This window comes from Romboutsia sp. (assembly GCF_051659545.1).
Classification (GTDB): Bacteria; Bacillota; Clostridia; order Peptostreptococcales; family Peptostreptococcaceae; genus JBOFOR01.
In genome coordinates, this window is record NZ_JBOFOR010000184.1 from 1 (window position 1) to 5,923 (window position 5,923).

8 protein-coding genes and 1 tRNA gene are annotated in these 5,923 nt (G+C 30.3%); all 9 read right to left on the bottom strand.

Annotated features, from left to right (window positions below; translation table 11 throughout):
• Positions 1-180: 180 nt before the first annotated feature.
• Positions 181-333: a hypothetical protein gene (locus ACRC03_RS10095; RefSeq protein WP_438652439.1), complete on the bottom strand. Its 153-nt coding sequence runs from the start codon at positions 331-333 to the stop codon at positions 181-183.
• 158 nt (positions 334-491) lie between these two features.
• A tRNA-Ser gene (locus ACRC03_RS10100) sits at positions 492-582 on the bottom strand.
• 131 nt (positions 583-713) lie between these two features.
• Positions 714-1,565: an ABC transporter ATP-binding protein gene (locus ACRC03_RS10105; RefSeq protein ID WP_438652440.1), complete on the bottom strand. Its 852-nt coding sequence runs from the start codon at positions 1,563-1,565 to the stop codon at positions 714-716.
• Positions 1,565-2,647, bottom strand: coding sequence for a FecCD family ABC transporter permease (locus ACRC03_RS10110; protein ID WP_438652441.1), 1,083 nt, complete (start codon positions 2,645-2,647; stop codon positions 1,565-1,567). Before ACRC03_RS10110 ends, ACRC03_RS10105 begins: the two co-directional genes overlap by 1 nt.
• Positions 2,647-3,675, bottom strand: a complete 1,029-nt coding sequence (locus ACRC03_RS10115; protein ID WP_438652442.1) for an ABC transporter substrate-binding protein — start codon at positions 3,673-3,675, stop codon at positions 2,647-2,649. Before ACRC03_RS10115 ends, ACRC03_RS10110 begins: the two co-directional genes overlap by 1 nt.
• Before the next feature lie 74 nt (positions 3,676-3,749).
• Positions 3,750-4,055, bottom strand: coding sequence for a zinc transporter (locus tag ACRC03_RS10120; RefSeq protein WP_438652443.1), 306 nt, complete (start codon positions 4,053-4,055; stop codon positions 3,750-3,752).
• A 13-nt stretch (positions 4,056-4,068) separates the two neighbouring features.
• Positions 4,069-4,485, bottom strand: coding sequence for a DUF3842 family protein (locus tag ACRC03_RS10125; protein WP_438652444.1), 417 nt, complete (start codon positions 4,483-4,485; stop codon positions 4,069-4,071).
• A 21-nt stretch (positions 4,486-4,506) separates the two neighbouring features.
• Positions 4,507-4,698 (bottom strand): CooT family nickel-binding protein, encoded by a 192-nt coding sequence (locus tag ACRC03_RS10130; protein ID WP_438652445.1) that lies wholly within the window; start codon positions 4,696-4,698, stop codon positions 4,507-4,509.
• A gap of 126 nt (positions 4,699-4,824) precedes the next feature.
• The gene (locus ACRC03_RS10135) at positions 4,825-5,775 is read right to left on the bottom strand and encodes a radical SAM protein (protein ID WP_438652446.1); all 951 of its coding nucleotides are present in this window, start codon (positions 5,773-5,775) and stop codon (positions 4,825-4,827) included.
• Between the last annotated feature and the right edge of the window lie 148 nt (positions 5,776-5,923).

A 5,923-nucleotide genomic window follows, 5' to 3' on the forward strand; every position in this document is an offset into this window, starting at 1 on the left:
TGTTTTATCTCCTTATTATTATTTACTACTGACTCTATTATATAACATCTTTTTATGAAAATCAAAAATAACCTAACGGTAGGCTTACATCCTCCACCTCCTACGGTGAGGAAGAGGAATTTCGCCTTATTAGGTAAAATACTTGCTTTCTCTTAAGTTATGTATGTTTTTTAATCCTTTTTATACTGCTTGCAAATATGCATCCATACTATCTTGTTCATTTTTTAATATTGTGTAAGCTAATTTGTAGCCTTCATCTTTTAAATTATTTACTACAATACTATAAGCATTAAAATTACCTTTTATAGCCTTTATTACTAACTCCTCCTCCATGTTAAGCCTCCTTTCATATATTAGACTGACGAAAGTTAAAAAAAGTTATAAGTTTTTATTAAAATTTTTATTTTTTATGGATATTTAATTGATATATTATAAATTTTAGATTTGATTACATATGAAAAAAGACTATCATATAAATGATAGTCTTTAATTGGCGGAGAAGGAGGGATTCGAACCCTCGCACCAGTTACCCAGCCTATACCCTTAGCAGGGGTACCTCTTTAGCCACTTGAGTACTTCTCCTTATTTAATTCGTAATTTTATTATACAATGTAAGCATCATCTAGTCAATATATTTTATCTAAAAATTTACTTTTAATTTTAACACAGGAATTTACAATTGTTTTTCTAAATTGTAAATCCCTATTGTTTTGTTATATATGTTGATGACAATGAACGTGTTCTCCACTAAATCCATCTTCATGTATATGGTCCTGTCCCACTCCATTTACATGTTCATGAACATGCATATAAGATACTTGCACCTTATTATTTATAGGATTTTTACCTACATATGCATTAACTCCAAATACATCTTTTAATATTTTTGGTGTAATTACTTCTTCTATACTACCACGTTCTATAATTTTTCCATCTTTCATTACTATTAAGTAATCACAATACATTGCTGCTATATTCATATCATGTATTGCTGATAAGGTAGTTATGCCTAAACTTTTTACTAAATCCATTAGTTGTATTTGATATCCTATATCTAAATGATTTGTGGGTTCATCCAATACTAAAAAGTCTGTATTCTGAACTAATGCTCTCGCAATTAAGGTTCTTTGTTTTTCTCCTCCAGATAAATTAGAAAAGCTTCTATCTGAATAATCGCTAAGCCCCACTCTATGAAGCATGTTCTTTACCATTTCTAAGTCATCTATTGAATAGTCTTGAAATATAGATTTATATGGGTATCTACCCATTTTTACTATCTGCTCTACTGTAAAATCAAACTGAGTATTACTTTCTTGAGCTAGTACTGCAATTTCTTTTGCACAATCCTTCTCTTTCATATTTAATAGATTCTTGTTATCTATGGTTATTTCTCCACTTCCGGGTTTATATATTCTATATATATTTTTCAATAGTGTGGACTTACCTGAACCATTTGGACCAATAATTCCTACAAAGCTTCCTTTTTTTATTTCAAAAGAAATATCCTTCAATATTTGTTTATTATCTATGCTAAATTCTAAATTCTTCACCTTTAATTTGATCATTATTCATTGCCCCCAAAGGAATAATTTTTTATAGATATTAACCATAGGAAGAATGGACCTCCTATAAGAGATGTTATTATCCCTATTGGAATTTCTGTTGGTGGAAACAACCCTCTTGCTACTACATCTGACCAAATTAAAAATATTGCTCCTACTAATGTAGACAATACTATTAGTTTTTTGTGGTCACTCCCTGCTATACTTCTACAAATATGTGGTACTACTAATCCTATAAATCCTATAGCTCCTGTTATTGCAACTAAGGTAGAAGTAAGTAGTGTTGCCATTATTATTAAGATTGATTTTACTAATTTTATATTTATTCCTAGTATTATCGCATTATCGTCTCCTAGTAACATAATATCTAATGTTTTACTCATTATAAATGCAATTATACACACTATAACTAATGCTATAAAAGGAATTAATAATACCTCCCATTTAGCACCACCTAAACTTCCTATTGTCCAAAACAAGGCATTCTTTGCTTGGTTTGAGTTTTTAGCTCCATAAATTAATAAATTTGTAACTGCTGAAAATATTGTAGATATTGCCATTCCTGATAATACAAGTCTAGTTGTTGATGTACTTTTTCCCATAGATGTTCCTATAGCAAAAACTAAAATTCCTGATAACATAGAACCTACAAAAGCTCCTGCTGTTATGCTTGTTATTCCAAGTCCTGCTATTCCACCTAAAACTATAACTGCAACAGCACCACATGATGCACCAGAAGATATACCTAATATATAAGGTTCTGCTATTGGGTTCTTAGTTACACATTGCATAAGTACCCCACAAAGGGCTAATCCTGCACCACAAAGAGCTCCTAATATAACTCTAGGTAGCCTAATCTCCCATATAATATTTTCATACATCACATTCCAAGTTGGATTGAATATTTCATTTCCTGACATTTTGTTAAAAAATACTTTATATACTATATCTGGTTCTATATATGTACTCCCTATAGCTATTGCTGTTATTATTGTTATAACTAATAGTATAGATAAGCCTGCCGTCCATAGAATAAATTTTCTATTCTTAGATAAGTAAGTTTTATCTGCTACTGTAATATTCATTATTTATTTTCTCCATAAAAGTATCCATACATTTTTTCTATAACTTGAGCATTTCTAACTCCAGGAGATAAATCTGCTAAACCTACTACATATATTCTATTATTCTTTATAGCATCTACATTTTTAAGAGCAGGATGATTTTTTAAAAATTCTATTTTTTCTTCTGGTTTAGATCCTGCCATATAATCAGTTACTATTATTACTTCTGGATTTTTTGACACTATACTTTCCCAAGATACCTGAACATAGGCTTCTTTTTGATCTGAGAATATATTATTTCCACCTGCTAAGCTTATTAAATTGTTTGGTAATCCACTTCCTACTGCTATTGCATCATTTTCTCCTGCATCATAAACCATCATTTTTACTCTATCTTCATCTTTAACTTGTCCTAATTTATCTTGCACAGCTTTTATATCGCTCTTCATTTTGTTTACTACTTCTGTAGCTTTATCTTCAACTCCAAATATTTTTCCTAAAAGCATAAAATCCTCATATACAGTTTCTACTGTTGCATCTCCTGCTAAAGATTTGCAGGCAAAAGGTGTAATTCCATTTTGTATAAGTTCATCAGGTGCTCCTGTAGTCTGCTCTGTTATAGACATATCCCATCCACTTACAAAGTCTGCTCCAGTAGCCATAAATGCTTCTTTTGATATTGAGTGACCTTCTGCTATTTTTAATTCTGGTATTTTTTCATAGGCTTTTTTATACTCTGGTAGTATTGGATTATCTAAAAGTGCTGTACCTACCATTCTATCTTCTAGTCCTAAAGCTAATAACATCTCTGTCATAAATTGAGATAAAGTTACTGCTTTTTCTGATGGCTTTTCAACCTTAACTTCATATTCATTTGCTCCGTCTGAATATACAAATTGAACAGGTTTAAAGTTACTAGATTCAATTTTTGTTTCAGGTTTAGCATTATCTTTGTTATCTTCTTTACTTGAGCATCCCACTACACTTAAAGATATACCAGCTATTGCTAGTACAATTAAAAATCGCCTTAAACTTAGACTCTTATTCATCTTCTTCCTATCTCCTTTGTATATTTTAAAAGCCATGAAGGTAATATCTATACCTTCATGGCATCATTAATTGATTACATATGCTTTTTAGCTTCTAGTAACATTTCGTTAGCTTGTTTCATATATTCAATAGCTTTTTCTATATTATCTGCTGTTTCTTCTTTTCCTATAGCTCTAGCTTTTTCTACCCACTCTCTAAAGCCTTCTTCATGAGATTCATTATGATTTACCCAATGTACTAATAATATTTTTAAAGTCTTTTCATCTTTATTTTCTATACTTTCTCCATGAGAATGAGTATGTGTGTGGTCGTGTTCATGATGATCATGATCGTGGTCATGTCCATGATGGTATCTTAAAGTATCATTATTGAATATCATTTGTTTTCCCCCATTATTTTATATTAAATTCTTTTTTAATTACTTTGATACTATCCTTTATAAGCAAGGCTAGTGGTTTATTTTCCAATCCAACTAATTCTGTGTTTTCTGGCATAATAGGTAAAAGTATTTTCAAAGCTTCACAGTCTACTACTGCTTCGCTCATTTTAGAAGTTACTTCTCCCATCATAGAATTAGGCATTGCTACTGACATTGGCGCTACTACTATGTTTGCTTTTTTTACTGAAGTTACAATAGCATTTTCTCCTGTAGCACCTTTGTTTGCATGTGCCTTCATCATTGAACTGGTAGCAATAGAGTTTGTACCTAATGCATATATGTCTATATAACTCGGTAACTCATCTCTAAGATTAGATACTATTTGGGCTCCTATTCCTCCACCCATTCCATCTATAACTGCTATTATCATTTGTATTTCCCCTATTAGTTATTATTTGTTTTCTTTTATGATTATTTTATGATCCATTAATCTTATTTCTTTTATTTCTCCATCTACTATCTTTTGCTCTCCAAGTAAGTCAGTTAAATACACCTTTCCTTCAAAAGGATCTACACTAACTACATTATCCATTACTCTTTCAAGTCCTTCTTCTTTTAAAATATAAGCTGCTGATTCACACATATTATTTTCCCCCTATTTTTATGTAATAGCAAAAAAAGGTCTCTTCAGGTATTTCAATACACTAAAGAAACCTTCATGATTTCGTTTTTTTATTATTTTATTATAGTTTGAGTATAACACTTTCCTCTAGATAAAGTCAATCATATTCAACTCATTTATTGCCAGTTTTACCTCATCTTGGGTTAACATTCTTGAGTAATTATAGATTGTACTTCCAGGCCTTTCATTATAATAAGGTCTGTTACAATTTTTACATCCTCTTATCTCAAACGGGTGTCCTTTGTGTATATCTTTTTTGATTATATTATCTATTTTTATATTTTCTAAATACCCATCTTCAAAGTTAAAATCCTTTTCTAAATATCCTCTATCTATCATATAAGTCATAAGTTGCACTCTTCTATAACTTTCAATTGGTGGTTGACTTGTATTTTCCATTTTTGTACCTTTTACTGGAGTAAATGCAAATAAACTTACTGTTATATTATTATTCTTTAAGTATACATACAAATCGTATATATCTTTATGGGATTCACCCAATCCAACTATTATATGAGTACTTATTTTATTTTCATAAGTTTTAGCCATTTTAGTTACAAAGTTTAGTTTTTCTTCATAGTTATTGCCTTTTATTTCTTCATATAAAGTTTTGTTGGCAGCATCTATAGCAATACCTATTTTATCTACTCCTGCTGAAAAGAATTTTTGTATATCTTCATCTTTTTCAAGTTTTGCAGATAAAGATATTGGCATGTTTACATCATTTTTTATGAATTCTATAAATTCTTCAACCATGCTATGAGATTTTTCACTTGCCATTGATTGAATACATATTCTTTTTATATGTTCTCCCTTGTACTCTTTAAAAGCTTTAAGGATATCTTCTTTTGAGTATTCTGGCCAAATTACTCTAGATAATTTATCTCGTCTAGTGCTGCTTTCTGTTGATTGAGAGCAAAATGCACAATTATTATTACATTTATCTCCTATCATTACATATGCAGTTGTAGGAGGTATATCATTTTTGTTGTTTAATAGTCCTAATTCTATAGCTGTTCCTAAAGATAATCTAATCATATTACACAGCACTCCTTAGTCTCTGTTATAGTCATATTCATTTGTATTGCTTTATTCTTAGCGTCTCTAGATGGTAGAACTATTCTATTTACTCCGCACTTTAATGCTAGTTCATCTAATTCTTTTCTGTAAGGTCCCCTAGGTCTCA

What these genes read in the sequence shown, in the direction of transcription:
- ACRC03_RS10095 (WP_438652439.1), bottom strand. Translation starts at nt 333, where the DNA reads ATGGAGGAGGAGTTAGTAATAAAGGCTATAAAAGGTAATTTTAATGCT.
- ACRC03_RS10105 (WP_438652440.1), bottom strand. Translation starts at nt 1,565, where the DNA reads ATGATCAAATTAAAGGTGAAGAATTTAGAATTTAGCATAGATAATAAA.
- ACRC03_RS10110 (WP_438652441.1), bottom strand. Translation starts at nt 2,647, where the DNA reads ATGAATATTACAGTAGCAGATAAAACTTACTTATCTAAGAATAGAAAA.
- ACRC03_RS10115 (WP_438652442.1), bottom strand. Translation starts at nt 3,675, where the DNA reads ATGAATAAGAGTCTAAGTTTAAGGCGATTTTTAATTGTACTAGCAATA.
- ACRC03_RS10120 (WP_438652443.1), bottom strand. Translation starts at nt 4,055, where the DNA reads ATGATATTCAATAATGATACTTTAAGATACCATCATGGACATGACCAC.
- ACRC03_RS10125 (WP_438652444.1), bottom strand. Translation starts at nt 4,485, where the DNA reads ATGATAATAGCAGTTATAGATGGAATGGGTGGAGGAATAGGAGCCCAA.
- ACRC03_RS10130 (WP_438652445.1), bottom strand. Translation starts at nt 4,698, where the DNA reads ATGTGTGAATCAGCAGCTTATATTTTAAAAGAAGAAGGACTTGAAAGA.
- ACRC03_RS10135 (WP_438652446.1), bottom strand. Translation starts at nt 5,775, where the DNA reads ATGATTAGATTATCTTTAGGAACAGCTATAGAATTAGGACTATTAAAC.